Source organism: Marinococcus sp. LNSP9103-4, from assembly GCF_056034345.1.
In genome coordinates this window covers 1-15,808 of record NZ_JBQLIA010000024.1, presented here as the reverse complement: position 1 = coordinate 15,808, position 15,808 = coordinate 1, and the positions used below count along the sequence as shown (strand labels likewise).

Here is a 15,808-nt window from a genome sequence, read left to right as displayed (position 1 = left end):
CACAGGTTCAGACAATTCATAGACGTCCTTCTTCACCACCCGCAAATCCGTCAGCAGGCGAAAAAAAAGCAGCCCGGATGCTTGCTCCCGGGCTGCTTCATTTTATTTTTGTTTCGAGGCTTTTTTTGCGTTTAAAAGACTTGCCACAAGACCGCCCCATATAATAACCATTCCTACGACCATTGTTATAATTGCTCCGGCTGTCAATTTACTCAGCCTCCTCTTTGGATAAGCCTTTCCAGCGTATGAGGGACATAATAACACCTGCCGCTAAAGCAGCCAGGGCCACAGCCCAACCGCTGGCGAAAATAAATCCGTCTGTATACCCGGCGTAATTTCCATTTTCGGTATCAAACTGCTTTAAAATGTTTTGCAGGAATAAATCAATCATCATATAACCAAGCACAATTGGCGTGATCACACCAAGACATACCTTCCACCAGCCGCCAAGACGGATATCAGAAATGGCGTTGGCGTGCTGTTGAAATTCCGGCAGCTTGCGGAGAACCCAGGCAATCAATACTACTTCCACCAGCCCGAGGAGGGCCACACCGAATTGGTTGATAAAGTAATCGGCCGCATCAAGGAAGTTCAGACCGCCACGGGTAGCAAATATCAGAGAACACAGTGCCGCTGCACCGCCGCCGATACCGACTGCTTTCCCGCGCGTCCAGCCGAATTTTTCCTGCAGTCCTTTAATGTACGTTTCAGCGATAGAAATCAGTGATGACAACCCGGCCAGGGCGAGCGACAGGAAGAAAAGAACACCAAACAGGCCGCTGAGCGCCGGAAATTCACTGATGATCTGCGGAAAGACAACAAAGGCAAGTCCAACACCGCCAGCTACTACTTCTTCTACTCCCACGTCCAGCTGTTGGGCCATAAACCCGAGAGCTGAAAAGACGCCAATCCCAGCCAGCAGCTCAAAGCTAGAGTTACTAAAGCCAGTAATAAAGGCATTGTTTGTAATGTCCGATTTTTTCGGCAGATAACTGGAATAGGTAATCATAATCGCAAAAGCGATTGATAAACTAAAGAAAATCTGCCCGTATGCAGCTACCCAGACGCCTCCCTGGGTGAGTGCCCCGAAATCCGGTTCAAAGAAAGCCTGAAGCCCCTCTGCTGCGCCCGGAAGAGTAACCGCGCGGATGCAAATGATAAGGAAGATAACGACCAGCGTCGGAATAAAAATCCGGTTCGCCAGTTCAATACCTCGCTGCACCCCTTTAAATAATATGCCGAGCGCGATCGCCCAGACGATGATTAACGGAATAAGCACTCCGATCGTCATGCCGCCGAACTGCCCGGGATCTGCCAGCTGCAGATAGTCGTTAAATAAAAATGCTTCGGTGTCTGCCCCCCAGCTTAAATTGAAAGAAAAAATCGTATAGGAGAGCGACCAGGCGATGATAACAGGATAATATGTAGAAATAACAAATGCTACCGCCACGGCCCACCAGCCGATCCACTCCACATTTTTGTTCATTTTTGAATACGTTCTTGGTGCTGCGCTCCGGTATTTATGACCCATGGTAAATTCCATGATCAAAAGTGGAATACCTGCTGTCAGCAGTGCAAATAAATATGGGACAAAAAACGCGCCGCCGCCGTTTTCAAATGCCGTCGCCGGAAAGCGCCAGATGTTTCCGAGCCCGATCGCAGATCCGACTGCTGCCATAATAAAACCCGCACGTGTTCCCCATTGTTCTCTTGCAGCCATGAAGCTTCCTCCTTTTTATCTGTTACATGACTATGTGGACATCTGCCGATGCACAACTTTTGTCTGATAATTCATTATATTTATCTTTCTTTGCCTTGTCAAAGTACATAACGGAAAAGTTTTTTGGAAGCGTTCTTTTATTTGCTGCTTTTGTTTTTAATTTAGATAAATAAAATTATCCTGCTACAACCAGAAAGTTGCAGCAGGACTTTTAAATACTACATTAATTATTTTTTCGCTTATAGGTTACGTAACGGTGTGGATGCTTGTTTTTCTCATCCACGGGCCCTTCTTCCTGTTCAACAATCTCCCATTCGGATTCATTCCATTCCGGAAAATATGTATCTCCCGGCACATCGGCGTCAATATGAGTTAGATACATGTAGGAGGCATCCGGCAGCAGCTCCGTAAAAATGCCGCTGCCTCCGATAACATAGTAAAGCTTTTCTTCTCCGGCAAGCCGGCGGATTTCTTCAATATCGTTCACCACCTGAGCACCTTCGTGCGACCAGTCCGTATTACCTGTAATAACGATATTGGTGCGTGACGGGAGCGGCCCGTTCATCGATTCGAACGTTTTCCTGCCCATAATAACAGTTCCGTGCTTTGTTACCTGCTGAAAATGCTTCAAGTCAGCAGGAAGATGCCAGGGAAGGTCATTTTTATATCCGATCACCCGGTTGTTTGCGACTGCAGCTACAAATGCGATCATACAGACACCTCTCCTTTAATATGGGGATGCGGGTCGTACCCTTCTAGGGAAAAATCATCAATAGTAAAATCGAAAATGGAATCCACCTTCCGCGTGATTTTCATTTCCGGAAGGCTTCGCGGCTCGCGCTCAAGCTGAGTTTTGATTTGTTCCACGTGGTTGTTATAAATATGAGCATCCCCAAATGTATGAATAAACTCTCCGGGCTCAAGGTCACATACGTGCGCGATCATTTGCGTCAAAAGAGCATACGAAGCAATGTTAAACGGCACGCCGAGAAAAATATCTGCACTCCGCTGGTAGAGCTGGCATGACAGCCTGCCGTCCTGGACGTAGAACTGGAACAGGCAGTGGCAAGGCGCAAGCGCCATATCTTCAATCTCTGCTGCGTTCCAGGCGCTGACGATCAGTCTCCTTGAGTCTGGATTTGTTTTGATCGCTTCCACCACGTCAGAAATCTGGTCCACTGTTTTTCCTCCAGCTCCCTCCCATGACCGCCACTGCTTGCCGTAAATCGGTCCTAAATTGCCTTCTTCGTCTGCCCAGGCATCCCAGATTTTCACTTTATTTTCTTTCAGGTAGGCAATGTTCGTTTCTCCCTGTAAAAACCAAAGCAGCTCATGAATAATGGAACGCAGGTGTAGCTTTTTTGTAGTGATCACCGGGAAACCCTGCTGCAGGTCAAAGCGCATCTGCCATCCAAAGGTGCTGATTGTGCCAGTGCCGGTTCTGTCATCCTTCTTTCCGCCATTTTCAAGCACATGCCGACAGAGATCTAAGTATTGTTTCACGTTTGTGCCTCCCTATGTTTTTACTTCAGTTACCGCATGACAGAAGCACCTTCAAGCTTAACAGCAGGCTGAAGGCTTTCCATCTGCAGGCGGTTCATCAGGATCCGGCCGTATACTGCTTTACCAGCACATCGGCCAGAATGTCCCGCATCATTTCCGGCATATAGTATTGTTTCGACTCTGCGTTGGACAAGCCGGTGTACAACGGCCCGAGTGTGAACATGTCAAGCGTGGCCAGCTCATACGTTTCTTCGTGATTAAGCAATTCGTGTCCGATACGGATACTCTGCACCGTCCACTCTCCATATTCGTAGTCCGCTTCTATCTGCATGCCACTGAATACCATGTGGCCAAGCATCTCCCCACGGAAGCCAAAGCCTTTCAGCGGCAGACGGATCATTTCCTCCGTAAAAGCTTTTTTCACTACCTCTTCAAGCACATGCCCTTTTACTGCCACTACGCATGGGTTAATCGGGTGAGGACACAGGCGGTGAATATCTTTTTTCGTCACCGGTCCTGCCGGCAGCGAATGAAGCAGCAGTCCTGAATTCAGCATAGATATCTCTGTTTTACACCATTCCCGCAGCCCATCGGCAAGCAGCGAGGCAAATGGAGACTCCTGAGTCCATGACACAGATAATGGCTCTGCAATTTCTGTCACTATTTCATTCATGTCTTTATCTGCTTCGTCCTCGAGCGCTCCCAGAAGCCTTTCAGTCATTGGGGAAGGCTTTAGCCTGCGCATATCCACCGTTTTGCCCACGATGCCGGAGAGGCGCTGAGTATCCCCTTCAAAAAGGAGCTCGAGCTCCCCTGCGTGCGTGCCAAACTTGCCGCACTGTGTAATTAATGTATTGTCCACCCATTCCGGCTCTTCAAGCAGATGGTGGGTGTGCGCTCCCAGAATAACATTAAAATCATAGGAGGAAGCGAGCTCCAAATCCTTTGGATAGCCCAGGTGCGACATTAAAATCATTACGTCAGACTGTTCCCGGAGCTCGGGCAGAAATGTTTCTATCACCTGCTCCGGGTCTGTAATTTTCCAGTCCAGCCCTTCATAAAACGGATAAAAAGGAACGGTTACCCCGAGCAGGCCAATCCGTACCCCTTCTTTTGTCGTATGGATACTATATGGCTCCGCCCAGCTGGGACGGCGGCCGTCGGTATCAAACAAGTTCGCCAGAAGCACCTGAAACCCGGCGTCATCGTACATATGATTCAGCTCTTCTTTTGCAAACGTGATGCCTTCATTGTTTCCAACCGCTGCATACTGAATGCCGGCTTCGTTCATCAGCTCCACGTTTCCTTTTCCACGTGTAGCTTCTGTGACGGCGTGCACCCGGTCGGTGTGGTCCCCGAGATCCAGAAGAAGGACTGACTCCCCCCGGTCCTGCCGGTATTTTTCCCGTTCTTTTAAATATGCTGCTGTGCGTGTCCATTGATCCAAATCGCTGTGAATGTCGTTAGTATGGTACAGGTAAACAGAAAAACTGGAGGACAACAGGTCTCACCGCCTTTGTGCTCGTCTCCACATGCTGAGGTGCAGAACGAGTGCATTTCATCTTCTTTTATCTTACTACGAATCACGGGGCTCGTCATTAAAGAGCGAAGTTTGTTTTGGAGTAAGCCCTTCGTATTCTATACCGGAAAGCTCGAGCAGCCGGCGCGCGTTCGGGGCTGCATGGCGCTCGGAATTATTATTAAAAATCATATAAACGTCGCTGCTTTCTTTCTGCAGCCTTTCTGCCCGTTCCCGCCATTCCTGAAGCTCTGCCTCGGAATAGTTATAACGGTAGCGCACCTTGCGCCACTCCTGTCCCCGTGCCGGCTTCAGCCACGCGTTCTTGTCACGGCCGTGCAGACGAATTAAGGTTTTGGAAGACGTGGTGGCCTCCTCGACAATCGGCACCGATCCGCCTTCGATCTGTGGCTCATCTACCACGGAATGGATCCAGTCTTCATTTTTCATGAATTCGAGCGTTTTTTCCCGGAAGGTCGGATGGAACCAGGATTCATGGCGGAACTCAAGGGCGCAGGGGAATTCATGCAGCTGGTCTCTCAAGTAACGGAGGTAGTCCACATTTTCCCGGTTGCATTCAAACCAGGGTGGAAACTGGCACAGCACCATCGCCAGCTTGCCTGCTTCCTTCATCGGACGTACCGACAGGGCATACTGCTCGAACATTTCCTGTTTTGATTCATATTTACTCGGGCCCCGCTGGTGCCCGGTCATTTCCTGATAGGCCTTCATAATAAATTGAAACGAATCCGGCGTTTCACGTAGCCATTTATCAATATTTTTCTTCGGCTGAATAGCGTAGAAGGAAGAATCCACTTCTACCGTCGGAAAATATTTGCTGTATTCCTTCAGTTTGTCAGTCTGCTTTAATCCTTTTGGATAAAGGGAGTCATGGTCCCCCCAGCCGGTTAAGCCAACGTATATCATCATTTATTCACCTCCCTTTTCTTTTCACGTTCTTCTTTAAAATAAAACAAAAAAACTGCCCTTATTAGAGCAGTAACAGCTCTTCAAAGGACAGTTTCCCATTTTTCATGCTGATCGCTGAAATTAACCGATCGAGCCTTCCATTTCAAAGCTGATCAAACGGTTCATTTCTACGGCATATTCCATTGGCAGTTCTTTTGTGAACGGCTCAATGAAGCCCATAACGATCATTTCAGTTGCTTCCTGCTCACCAACGCCACGGCTCATCAGATAGAAGAGCTGCTCTTCTGATACTTTCGAAACCGTTGCTTCGTGCTCAAGAGCAATGTTGTTGTTATAAATTTCGTTGTACGGAATTGTATCCGAAGTGGATTCGTTATCCATAATCAACGTATCACATTCGATTTTCGACTTAGAACCGTCAGACTTGCGTCCAAAGTTCGCAATACCGCGGTACGTTACTTTTCCGCCCTGCTTCGAAATGGATTTCGAAACGATCGTGGAGGAACAGTTTGGAGCCAGGTGCATTACTTTTGCGCCTGCGTCCTGATGCTGGCCGCGGCCGGCGATAGCGATGGAAAGAACAGTACCTTTCGCACCTTCACCGCGCATAATAATCGATGGATATTTCATCGTTAGTTTAGAACCGATGTTACCGTCAACCCATTCCATTGTAGCGCCTGCGTCTGCAACAGCCCGTTTTGTTACGAGGTTGTACACATTTGGAGCCCAGTTTTGAATTGTTGTATAACGGCAGTACGCATCTTTTTTCACGATGATTTCAACAACGGCACTGTGCAGGGAATCCGTGGAGTAAACTGGTGCAGTACACCCTTCCACATAATGCACGGAGCTGCCTTCGTCTGCAATGATCAGCGTACGCTCAAACTGTCCCATGTTTTCCGAATTAATCCGGAAATAAGCCTGAAGCGGCGTTTCTACTTTTGCACCTTTTGGTACATAGATGAAGGATCCGCCGGACCATACTGCGGAGTTCAGCGCCGAGAATTTGTTATCTGACGGCGGAATGACTTTTCCGAAGTGCTCACGGAACAATTCTTCGTTCTCTTTCACTGCTGTATCTGTGTCTTTAAACACGATACCCTGGTCTTCAAGCTCTTTTTCCATGTTGTGATATACAACTTCGGATTCGTACTGTGCAGATACCCCTGCCAGATACTTTTGCTCCGCTTCCGGAATACCAAGCTTGTCGAACGTGTTTTTGATTTCTTCCGGCACTTCGTCCCATGATTTTTCAGAACGCTCAGACGGTTTTACGTAATACGTAATAGCGTCAAAGTCCAGTCCGGAGAGATCGCCGCCCCATTGCGGCATTGGTTTTTTATAGAAGATCTCAAGGGATTTCAGACGGAAGTCGAGCATCCACTGCGGCTCTTCTTTAATTTTAGAAATTTCTTTTACAATTTCGTCTGTGAGGCCTTTACCAGAACGGAAAATGGAAACGTCTTTGTCATGAAAACCATACTGATAGTCTTCACCAATTTCCGGCATTTGTTTTGCCATATGAAAATACCTCCTTAGAGTCGGGAATAAATATTGTCATTCCCGCTTCGTTTCAAGCGCGTTGCTGTATTATGAACGGTTTTCTTCTTCCACTAACCCTTTTTCCATGGCTTTCCACGCAAGTGTTGCGCATTTAATACGGGCAGGAAACTTCGTTACGCCCTGCAGAGCTTCGATATCGCCAAGGTCGTATTTCGTATCATCGATTTCTTCGCCCTGCATTAACTGCGAAAACATCTGCGCCATATCCAGTGCTTCTTCGACAGTATGGCCTTTGACAGCCTCTGTCATCATCGAAGCGGAGGACAAGCTGATCGAGCAGCCTTCCCCGACAAACCTTGCATCGGCGATTTTTTCCTCTTCCACTTTCAGCTGAAGCTGAATGCGGTCGCCGCAAGTTGGATTGTTCATGTTGACATGAAGTGTTTCTTCCTCCAGGTCACCTTTGTTTCTTGGATTTTTATAGTGATCCATGATGACCTGGCGGTAAAGTGTATCTAAATTATGCGAAGACATCACCGAAATACTCCTTTACTCTTATTAACCCCTCTGCCAAAGCATCAATATCTTCTGTGGAGTTATAAAGATAAAAACTGGCACGGGCGGTAGAAGCTACATCAAGCCATTTCATTAACGGCTGGGCACAGTGATGGCCGGCGCGTACCGCAATGCCTTCCGCATCGAGCACGGTGGCAACATCATGCGGATGCACATCCTGCACATTGAATGTCACAATGCCAGTCCGTTCCTTCGGTCCGTATATATCCAGTCCATCCACCGCCGATAACTGCTTCAGCGCGTATTGGCCGAGCTCTTTCTCATGAGCAGCAATGTTATCCAGGCCTATCTGTTTCAGGAAATCAATTGCTGCTCCTAAACCAATAGCACCAGCAATGATCGGTGTGCCCCCTTCAAACTTCCACGGGGTTTCCTTCCATGTTGAATCATACAGCCCTACAAAGTCAATCATTTCACCGCCGAATTCCACCGGCTCCATATTTTCCAGGAGAGATTTTCTGCCATAGAGTACCCCTATACCGGTTGGACCGCCCATTTTGTGGCCGGAAAAGGCGTAAAAGTCCACATCCAGATCCTGCACGTCCACTGCCATATGCGGTACGCTCTGCGCCCCGTCCACGACGATGACCGCTCCGTGTTCATGGGCGATAGCAGCGATATCTTTAATAGGGTCCACCGTGCCAAGTACGTTTGACACATGACTGACCGCCACAATTTTTGTTTTTTCGGAAACGGCCCTGCGTACATTTTCTGCCGTCACCGTTCCGTCTGCTTCTAGCTCTACGTACCGGAGACGGGCTCCGTTACGTTTTGCTGCCTGCTGCCACGGAATAATATTGGAATGATGTTCTTTTTCTGTAAGGACGATTTCATCGCCTTCATGCAGATGAGCATCTCCGTAGCTCGAAGCTACCGTGTTGATGCCGACGGTCGTACCGCGGTTAAAAATGATCTGCTGCGAGGAAGGGGCATTGATGAAGGAGCGGACTTTTTCCCGCGCCCCTTCGTACTCATCCGTCGCCATGCTTCCAAGCGTATGCACGCCCCGGTGAACGTTTGAATTATAATGGCGGTAGTAATCACTGACCGCTTCAATTACCTGCAGCGGCTTTTGGGAAGTAGCCGCCGAGTCAAGATAGACAAGCGGACTTCCGTTTACTTCCTGCTGCAGTATAGGAAACTGTTCACGAACGGCTTTTACATCCATTAGTACACTTTCCTTTCGATAACCTCCGTCAGGCGATCTTTCACGGCTTGAATTGGCAATGCGTCTACTACTGGAGCAAGGAAGCCGTGAATAATCAGGCGCTCTGCTTCTGTCTGCGGAATACCGCGGCTCATCATATAGTAAAGCTGAACCGGATCAACACGGCCTACAGAAGCTGCGTGACCGGCCGTAACGTCGTCCTCATCAATAAGGAGAATCGGGTTCGCGTCGCCACGGGCACGTTCGCTGAGCATAAGCACACGCTCGGTCTGTTCTCCGTTGGCTTTTGTCGCTCCGTGTTCAATTTTGTTAACACCGTTGAAGATAGCAGAAGCTTTGTCTTTCATAACGCCGTGCGTCAAAATCTGGCCGTCTGTGTTTTTACCAAACTGGATAATATGGGCCCAGAAGTTCTGGCTCTGCTCTCCGCGTCCGATAGCTACAGATTTTTTGTCAGAAGTCGAACCATCGCCTACAAGTGCAGTCGTATTGTCCGATACTGTGTTACCTTCGTTCATCTGGCCGAGTGCCCAGTCGATGCTTGCATCTTTGAGGGCGTAGCCGCGGCGGTTGGTATAAACCGTAGTCGCTTTCTCTAAGTGGTCCACGCCGCCAAAGGAAACGTTCGCGCCTTCTTCTGCATAAACCTCTGCAATTGCATTAACAACGGAAGGCGTCTCTGTATCATAGGAAACGTAGTTTTCAAGGTACGTCACTTCACTGTTCGCTTCGGCTACAATAACCACGTGGTTGAACAGTCCCATATCTGCCTGTTCGAGCCAGTAGATTGTTTGAAGCGGGGCCTCCACCTTTACGTTTTTCGGCACGTAGATGAATGTACCTCCGTTCATAAGCGCTACGTTCAGCGCTGTAAAGCGGTGCTCATCCACCTGTACGGCGTTGCCCATGAAATAACGCTCAAGCAGATCTCCGTGCTCAATAGCCGCCGTTGCAATATCCGTGAAAATAACGCCCTGTTCTTCAAGCGTGCTGCTTGCTTCATAAAGAACGGTCTGGCCGTCTCTTTGCACGAGCAGATTCTGCTGCGCAGCGGTTTTATCGATAAGGCCCTGCACCTGTTCGTGCAGTTCGTCAGACGAAGAAAAAGTTTCCTTCGGAGTGCCTTCATGTTCAAACTCGGTAAAGTTCCACGTTTTAATGTTCGTTTTTTCCGGCTTAGGCATTTCCAGCTTTTCTGCTAAACGGCTGGCGCTTAGCCGCTGGTCCTTCAGCCATTTTGGTTCATTCTGTTTAGCCGAGAAATCTTCAACGTATTTCTCGTCATATTTCCAAGTAGTATCTATAGACATTATTTCGCCTCCCCTGCTGTTAAAATTATTCCTGTGGTTCCCCAACGCGTTCGTTTTCAATGCCGAGTTCTTCCTTAATCCACTCATAGCCTTCGCTTTCGAGACGCTGAGCTAATTCGGCGCCGCCGGATTTTACGATGCGTCCCTGCATCATAACGTGTACTTTATCCGGAGTAATGTAGTTCAAGAGACGCTGATAGTGAGTGATGATTAAGGCGCCAAAATCCGGGCTTTTCATGTCATTTACGCCTTTGGAAACGACTTTGAGAGCATCGATATCAAGCCCGGAGTCGATTTCGTCCAGGATGGCGATTTTTGGTTCCATCATGAGAAGCTGAAGAATTTCGTTACGCTTTTTCTCACCGCCGGAGAACCCTTCGTTTAAGTAACGCTGGGAGAACGATTCGTCAATTTCAAGCATGTTCATTTTTTCGTCCATCTGGCGGATAAATTTCATCAGCTGGATTTCGTTTCCTTCTCCGCGCTTAGCGTTAATGGCCGAACGCATGAAGTCAGAGTTTGTTACACCGCTCACTTCACTAGGATACTGCATGGCGAGGAACAGGCCTGCTCTTGCACGCTCGTCAACTTCCATGTCGAGGACGTCTTCTCCGTCAAGAGTGATAGTCCCTTTGGTGATTTCATACTTCGGGTGACCCATTACTGCAGAAGCAAGGGTGGATTTACCCGTTCCGTTTGGTCCCATGATTGCGTGAATTTCTCCGCCGTTCATTTCCAGATCGAAACCTTTGATGATTTCAGTACCTTCAATTTCCACGTGCAAATTCTCAATTTTCAAGTTCGGCGTTGCCATTTTGCATACCTCCATATTTTGGAATCAAGCGGAAACCGCTGTTTTTTCTCTATTTATTATAATTATTATTTTATAACAAATGTAAACTGACTTCAAGCAAACTCGCTTTCTCTCCCGATATATTTCATTTTTTTGCTACTATATGGCAAAAAAACCAACGGGAAATAAATGAGAATACATCCTCTTCATTCTCAATAAAAGCGTTCATACAAAAAGGAGGGCACCTATACAAACCATTTGCAGGAACGACCCTCCCTATTCAATGCTTTTCTTCATTCACTCTTACAGTATACCAAACGTCACCGAGAAGTAAAAAAGGAAAAACTTTTTCAATGAAGATTCTCTTCTATTTTTCACCCAATGCAAAAAACCGGACTCATTAAACGAGTCCGGCCTGACCGCTATTCCTGCTCTGCCGGAATGACGGCTCCGTCATATTCTTCTTCAATAAATTCCTGGGTTTCATCCGACTGCAGCACTTCTACAAGCGTCTGAATTGTTTCATTGTCTTCATCCTCTGCCCGGGCTGCTATCACATTCACATACGGATTATCTTCCGGACTTTCAAGCGCAATGGCATCCTCCTGAGGGGTCAGCTCTGCATCAATTGCATAGTTGGAATTGATGAATACTGCATCCCCTTCGCCGTTATTGTACACCTGAGGAAGCGTAGCCGCGTCAATGTCCGCCTGGAACTGCAGGTCTTTCGGATTTTCGGCAATATCATCCACTGTGGCTTCAACGCCGGCGCCTTCTTCAAGCGTGAGGACGCCTTCCTGCTCAAGCATCTGCAGAATCCGGCCGTGGTCTGCAACCGAGTTACTCATAATTATTTCTGCTCCGTCCGGAAGGGCATCAAGGCTGTCATACTCCTGGGAATAAACACCGATTGGCTCGATATGAATGCCGCCCATATTGACGAAGTCAAACTCTTCATTTTCTTCCATCTGATCTTCAAGATAAGGGATATGCTGAAAATAGTTTGCATCAATTTCTTCCGAAGCAAGCGCTTCGTTTGGAACAATATAGTCATTGAATGTTTCGATTTCAAGCTCCACATTTTCTTCCGACAGCTGGTCTTCGGCAAACTCCAAAATTTCTGCGTGCGGGACGCTTGTAGCACCTACCGTAAGTGTCTGTGTTTCTTCTTCGGAACCGCCGCCTGACTCTGAATCTGAGCCGCAGGCTGCCAGTACTGCCGTAGAAAGTAGTGAAACGCCAAGTAGTGTTTTTTTCATGAAAAATTCCCCCATTAATATAATAATTATCGTTTATCTATCTGTCTCGTCCAAATATCGCCGAACCACTGCAGAATGAAGACAATAACAAGAATCAGCACTGTAGCAACAAATACCACTTCATTATTGCTGCGCTGAAACCCTTCCTGATAGGCAAGGTTCCCGAGGCCTCCGCCGCCTACAACACCGGCCATGGCAGTATAGCTGACCAGCGTAATACCAGTTACGGTGATGCCGGAGATTAAGGACGGCAGCGCTTCCGGCAGAAGCACTTTTTGAATGATCTGCCACTGGCTCGCTCCCATTGCCTGAGAGGCTTCAATAACGCCCTTGTCCACTTCTCTAAGTCCAATTTCCACCAGGCGTGCGTAAAACGGAGCTGCGCCGATAATCAGTGCCGGCAGTGCTGCACTCGGGCCCAGCATCGTACCAAGCAGGAAGGTTGTAAACGGAATAAGCAGAATGATCAGGATAATAAATGGAATAGAGCGGAAAATATTAACGATCGCTGCTGTCACTGTGTGCACCGGCTTGTTTTCCCACATGTTCCCTTTATCTGTTAAATACAGCAGAACTCCGAGTATTGTCCCAAGTAAAAATGTGGCTGCTACCGCAATCAGACTCATATAGATGGTTTCCCACGTAGCAACCCACATGTTTTCCCAATTAATTTCTTCCATCCATGTGTTAAGCACGCTCCATCACCTCTGCTTCTATTTCTTCCTCGCGGAGGTAGTTCAGCGCTTTGTCTATTTCTTCACTACTGCCTTTGATGCGGATAAACAGGGAACCGTAGCTGCCGCGCTGCGTCTGGGAAATTTTCCCCTGAATAATATTTACGTCCACATCAAACTGGCGAATGACTTTGGAAATGAACGGCTGCTCTGCCTTGTTTTCCAAAAATTTCAGCTGCACAACTGTGCCGGTTTCTTCTTCATTGAATACGATTTCCGACGCGTCTTCCTCCGGCTCCGTAATCTGACGAACAAATTCTTTAGTCATATATTCCTTCGGGTTCCGGAATACCTGAAGTACAGGCCCTTCTTCCACGACTTTGCCGTTTTCCATTACTGCCACCCGGTGACAAATTTTACGGATCACGTGCATTTCGTGCGTGATCAGGACAATGGTAAGCCCCAGCTTTTTATTAATGTCTGTGAGCAGAGCAAGAATAGAATCTGTTGTTTTCGGATCCAGCGCCGAGGTCGCTTCATCGCACAGCAGCACCTTCGGATTATTTGCAAGGGCTCTTGCAATTCCGACCCGCTGCTTCTGCCCCCCGCTCAGCTGGGAAGGGTACGAGTCCTCCCGGCCTTCGAGGCCGACAAGGTTCACCAGCTCCTGCACCCGTCTCGCCCGTTCCTGTTTTGACTGTTTTGCAATTTCGAGCGGAAACGCAATGTTTTCTGCTACCGTCCGGGACCACAGCAGATTAAAATGCTGAAACACCATGCCAATTTCCTGGCGGGCGCTGCGCAGAGACTGCCCCTTCAGGGAAGTGATGCTTTCCCCTTCAATGGTTACTTCACCGTTGGTGGCGGTTTCGAGCTTATTTAACAGCCTCACAAGCGTACTTTTGCCTGCGCCGCTGTAGCCGATAATGCCGAAAATTTCTCCTTCATCAATAGAAAGGCTGACGTTATCTACGGCGGTGACGGTTTGTGTTTTTGTCTGAAAGGCTTTGGATAAACCTTTTAATTCGATCATACCGCTCTCTCCTTCATCGCTTTTCTTTATCTTTATTAAAACGATGTAATTAGTATGTTTTAAATCGTCATGATTCCGGCAATGATTCTTTTCCATACCGGACCATAAAGAAAAAACCCTTCTGCACACGAGCAGAAAGGTTTTAAAGAATCCTTTCCACTCATCTTGCAGACGTTTGCCTGCAGGAATTGGCACCATGTCTGCTTATGCAGACTGGTTGCCGGGTTTCACAGGGCCAGCCCCTCCACCTCTCTTGATAAGTGAACGATGATTATCCGTTCATATTTGACGATGCTACTGATAATAGCACCTTTGCCTGTAAGCGTCAACCTTTTAGTTCCTGTCCCTGCAAGGCTCGAAAACAGCTGCTTATAAAAAGGAGCTGCCTCCCAAGAGGCCAGCTCCTATGTAAATCAGTATTAATCGTCACTTACCATGTCCGAATACTGAGCTGGTGACATCAGGTCATCCAATTCACTTTCATTGGAGGGTTCTACCACAATCATCCAGGCTTTTTCATACGGAGATTCGTTGACAAACTCAGGAGAATCATCCAGGTCTTCATTAATTTCTACGACCTTTCCTGTAACCGGGGCGTAAAGCTCTGAGACCGTTTTAACAGATTCTACACTTCCAAATGGCTCTCCGGCCTCGAGTTCATCTCCTACTTCCGGAAGTTCCACGAATACAATATCGCCAAGCTCGGACTGGGCAAAATCTGTCACACCGACGCGAAGACGGCCATCTTCTTTTTTCACCCATTCATGTTCTTCTGAATATAAAAGTTCATCTGGTACACTCATACACAATCATCCTCCTTCAAATGAATACTATTACGCTTTCCACTTTTCCTCAAAAACTGGTTCCTTAAACCCAAGGGTAACACTCTCGCCGTCTGTCACAATAGGCCTTTTTAAAAGCATTCCGTCAGAAGCGAGCCATTCCAGAATCTCTTCTTCAGATGCTTCCGGCAGCCGGGTTTTCAGGTCCATTTCCCGGTACTTCTTCCCACTTGTGTTAAAGAACTGCTTCCACTCAAGTCTTTCCCGGTCCTTCCATGCCTTTAATTCTTTTTTCGAGGGCGGATGTTCCACAATATGATACTCGTCAAAAGAAATATTCTCTGCTTCCAGCCACTTTTTTGCTTTGCGGCATGTACTGCACGGGGGATACCCGTAAAAAGTAAGTGCCAATGCCAGGCCTCCTCCACACGCTTTCTTCCCTCTTATTGTAGCGGAAACCCTCCTCGTTGGAAAGTTTCATTTTGCTTTTCAATGCCGGAAGAAGCCTTTAACGCCTAATTAAATGAAGAGATGAATTTAAAAGCAAAGGAAGCTGTTCATATTTTCACCGATGCTGTTCAGAAGGATAATCCCCATTCGGAAACTCCCGGCAAATCAGGAAGTATACGAATATATACTAAGTGACCCAAGGATTATGTTACCGCTTAAAAAAAGTAAATTTTTTTAATATGCCTCCAATACGTATCATATCCGGGTTAGAACTTTTCCTGCTTATTTAATTATTTAAAATTTTCCGTTTCTAATGTTTATTCCTTTTTAAGCCGGGAATGTGTCTGACTGACTGAGGATTTAAATCCTTGGTTAAAATATAAAGGAGGTATTTGCAACAATGGCAGTCGATAAATATCCATCCAGACAAGGCGATCATAAGGAAATCATGGACCGGAAGGATCCGGTAGTTCACGGAAGCGCCGGCTATGATGGCCCATTGCAGCAGAAGGAACTGGACTTTTACGACGAGAACGGCTACCTCATGCTCCAGAAGCTGTTTACCGATGAGGAAGTTGAAATGATGAA

The 15,808-nt window shown here is 47.4% G+C and carries 16 protein-coding genes, 1 pseudogene and 1 riboswitch; of the genes and pseudogenes, 1 reads left to right on the top strand and 16 read right to left on the bottom strand.

Going from position 1 to position 15,808, the window contains the following annotated elements; translation table 11 throughout:
• Nucleotides 1-102: 102 nt before the first annotated feature.
• The 16 genes from ACTRXG_RS13930 to ACTRXG_RS13855 form a co-directional block, all read right to left on the bottom strand.
• A complete protein-coding gene (locus ACTRXG_RS13930) occupies nt 103-207 on the bottom strand; it encodes a methionine/alanine import family NSS transporter small subunit (protein WP_022793941.1) in 105 nt (34 codons plus the stop codon).
• 1 nt (nt 208) lies between these two features.
• Complete coding sequence (locus ACTRXG_RS13925) at nt 209-1,720, bottom strand: sodium-dependent transporter (RefSeq protein WP_474263788.1); 1,512 nt, start codon at nt 1,718-1,720, stop codon at nt 209-211.
• A 223-nt stretch (nt 1,721-1,943) separates the two neighbouring features.
• Nucleotides 1,944-2,432 carry a dihydrofolate reductase gene (locus tag ACTRXG_RS13920; RefSeq protein ID WP_474285527.1) on the bottom strand — a complete coding sequence of 163 codons (489 nt, stop codon included), beginning with the start codon at nt 2,430-2,432 and terminating at the stop codon, nt 1,944-1,946.
• Complete coding sequence (locus ACTRXG_RS13915; protein WP_474285525.1) at nt 2,429-3,223, bottom strand: thymidylate synthase; 795 nt, start codon at nt 3,221-3,223, stop codon at nt 2,429-2,431. Before ACTRXG_RS13915 ends, ACTRXG_RS13920 begins: the two co-directional genes overlap by 4 nt.
• Nucleotides 3,224-3,320: 97 nt before the next feature.
• Entirely contained in the window at nt 3,321-4,724 is a 1,404-nt protein-coding gene (locus ACTRXG_RS13910) for a bifunctional metallophosphatase/5'-nucleotidase (RefSeq protein ID WP_474285523.1), read from the bottom strand.
• A gap of 75 nt (nt 4,725-4,799) precedes the next feature.
• Nucleotides 4,800-5,669 carry a DUF72 domain-containing protein gene (locus tag ACTRXG_RS13905; protein ID WP_474285547.1) on the bottom strand — a complete coding sequence of 290 codons (870 nt, stop codon included), beginning with the start codon at nt 5,667-5,669 and terminating at the stop codon, nt 4,800-4,802.
• A gap of 123 nt (nt 5,670-5,792) precedes the next feature.
• Complete coding sequence (gene sufB, locus ACTRXG_RS13900) at nt 5,793-7,193, bottom strand: Fe-S cluster assembly protein SufB (protein WP_022793934.1); 1,401 nt, start codon at nt 7,191-7,193, stop codon at nt 5,793-5,795.
• Between the two features lie 69 nt (nt 7,194-7,262).
• Nucleotides 7,263-7,709 (bottom strand): Fe-S cluster assembly sulfur transfer protein SufU, encoded by a 447-nt coding sequence (gene sufU, locus ACTRXG_RS13895; protein ID WP_091616365.1) that lies wholly within the window; start codon nt 7,707-7,709, stop codon nt 7,263-7,265.
• Nucleotides 7,696-8,919, bottom strand: coding sequence for a cysteine desulfurase (locus ACTRXG_RS13890; RefSeq protein ID WP_474285522.1), 1,224 nt, complete (start codon nt 8,917-8,919; stop codon nt 7,696-7,698). Before ACTRXG_RS13890 ends, sufU begins: the two co-directional genes overlap by 14 nt.
• Nucleotides 8,919-10,229 carry a Fe-S cluster assembly protein SufD gene (gene sufD / locus ACTRXG_RS13885; RefSeq protein WP_474285520.1) on the bottom strand — a complete coding sequence of 437 codons (1,311 nt, stop codon included), beginning with the start codon at nt 10,227-10,229 and terminating at the stop codon, nt 8,919-8,921. The genes ACTRXG_RS13890 and sufD overlap by 1 nt, the downstream gene beginning before the upstream one ends.
• Before the next feature lie 25 nt (nt 10,230-10,254).
• Complete coding sequence (sufC, locus tag ACTRXG_RS13880; RefSeq protein ID WP_091616359.1) at nt 10,255-11,043, bottom strand: Fe-S cluster assembly ATPase SufC; 789 nt, start codon at nt 11,041-11,043, stop codon at nt 10,255-10,257.
• A gap of 401 nt (nt 11,044-11,444) precedes the next feature.
• Nucleotides 11,445-12,281 (bottom strand): MetQ/NlpA family ABC transporter substrate-binding protein, encoded by an 837-nt coding sequence (locus tag ACTRXG_RS13875; RefSeq protein ID WP_474285519.1) that lies wholly within the window; start codon nt 12,279-12,281, stop codon nt 11,445-11,447.
• 26 nt (nt 12,282-12,307) lie between these two features.
• Nucleotides 12,308-12,961, bottom strand: a complete 654-nt coding sequence (locus ACTRXG_RS13870; protein WP_474285546.1) for a methionine ABC transporter permease — start codon at nt 12,959-12,961, stop codon at nt 12,308-12,310.
• Between the two features lie 7 nt (nt 12,962-12,968).
• Entirely contained in the window at nt 12,969-13,988 is a 1,020-nt protein-coding gene (locus ACTRXG_RS13865) for a methionine ABC transporter ATP-binding protein (RefSeq protein ID WP_474285517.1), read from the bottom strand.
• 157 nt (nt 13,989-14,145) lie between these two features.
• Nucleotides 14,146-14,251: riboswitch (SAM riboswitch) on the bottom strand.
• Nucleotides 14,252-14,407: 156 nt separating this feature from the next.
• On the bottom strand, nt 14,408-14,791 hold the full coding sequence (gcvH, locus tag ACTRXG_RS13860) for a glycine cleavage system protein GcvH (protein WP_079475537.1): 384 nt from the start codon (nt 14,789-14,791) through the stop codon (nt 14,408-14,410).
• A gap of 30 nt (nt 14,792-14,821) precedes the next feature.
• Nucleotides 14,822-15,181: an arsenate reductase family protein gene (locus ACTRXG_RS13855; RefSeq protein ID WP_474285515.1), complete on the bottom strand. Its 360-nt coding sequence runs from the start codon at nt 15,179-15,181 to the stop codon at nt 14,822-14,824.
• A gap of 439 nt (nt 15,182-15,620) precedes the next feature.
• On the opposite strand from ACTRXG_RS13855, the pseudogene ACTRXG_RS13850 reads away from it, so the two are divergent.
• Nucleotides 15,621-15,808, top strand: a pseudogene (locus ACTRXG_RS13850) (ectoine hydroxylase); the annotation flags it as partial.